We start from the raw sequence: 1,188 nt of genomic DNA, 5'->3' as shown, positions 1-1,188 counted from the left end.
GAAGTCATGTTGGCGGATGTGGTGTTGGATTGCAGTGACAACCTGCCAACGAGGCAGTTGATCAATCAAGTTTGTTATGAGCAAAATACACCTCTGATATCGGCGGCAGCGATTGGTTGGCAAGGGCAGTTTGCTGTTTTTGACTACTCAGACAAACCATCAAATTCAGGCTGCTATCGATGCTTGTATCCGTTTGATGAATTGCAGCAAACAATGAAGTGCAGCGAAACCGGCATTATCGGCCCTGTGGTGGGCACTCTGGGGAACTACCAAGCTCTCGCTGCTATTCAAAAGTTGGCGATAGATCGCTTTCATGTTGAGTGTGGTCAGTTACACCTCTTTGATGGACTGCGGATGAACTGGCAGACCATGTCTATAACCAAAGACAAGCAATGTCAGGTTTGTGGTGACAATAATCTTGCACCAATGAGCAGTTAAGAGATGACCGCCATGACAGTTTCAAATCAATTCGCAGCAAGTTCGTTTGTACGTTCATTTGCCAAAGGAGAGAGGTAACGTGATAACTATCGCTATTAACGACCAAGCTCAGCAGGTCGAGTGTAAAGCCAACCTACAGCAAATCATTACCCAGTTTTCTCTGCCTGAAATGGGCTGTGTTTTTGCCATTAATAATCAAGTGGTGCCGCGTAGCGAATGGGCGAGTACGGTACTTTCTGAGGGAGATAGTATCTCTCTGTTTCAAGCCATCGCAGGGGGATAATGTCGATGCTGAAAATTGGAGATAAAGAATTTCAATCGCGCTTGTTCACTGGAACAGGCAAATTTTCTAATAGCCGTTTAATGGCCGAAGCCATCCAGGTTTCAGGTTCACAGCTCGCTACGATGGCGCTTAAACGTGTGGATGTGCATGATCAGCACGATGACATTTTGCAGCCTTTGATTCACGCCGGTGTGAATTTGCTACCTAACACCTCTGGCGCAAAAAATGCTAAAGATGCAGTTTTTGCTGCGCAGCTTGCTCGCGAAGCGTTGGGCACAAATTGGGTCAAACTGGAGATCCATCCCGACCCGAAATACTTAATGCCTGACCCGATAGAAACCTTAGCCGCTGCCGAACAGCTCGTGCGAGATGGCTTTATTGTGTTGCCATATTGCCATGCTGATCCGGTGTTATGTAAACGGCTGGAAGAAGTTGGCTGTGCTGCGGTTATGCCATTGGGTGCGCCG

General features: G+C 47.4%; 2 protein-coding genes and 1 pseudogene. All 3 read left to right on the top strand.

Annotated elements, in window-relative coordinates:
- Positions 1-438: HesA/MoeB/ThiF family protein (locus R7Q38_RS24030; protein WP_318114569.1), on the top strand; the 438-nt coding region annotated here is incomplete at its 5' end.
- A 79-nt stretch (positions 439-517) separates the two neighbouring features.
- Complete coding sequence (gene thiS, locus R7Q38_RS24025; RefSeq protein WP_017449536.1) at positions 518-721, top strand: sulfur carrier protein ThiS; 204 nt, start codon at positions 518-520, stop codon at positions 719-721.
- Between the two features lie 5 nt (positions 722-726).
- Positions 727-1,188 (top strand): annotated as a pseudogene (locus R7Q38_RS24020) (thiazole synthase); the annotation flags it as partial.

Source organism: Vibrio sp. Vb0598 (assembly GCF_033338935.1).
GTDB lineage: Bacteria > Pseudomonadota > Gammaproteobacteria > Enterobacterales > Vibrionaceae > Vibrio > Vibrio alginolyticus.
Note: the sequence above shows the minus strand (reverse complement) of the source record. Positions and strands in the feature narration are given on the sequence as shown.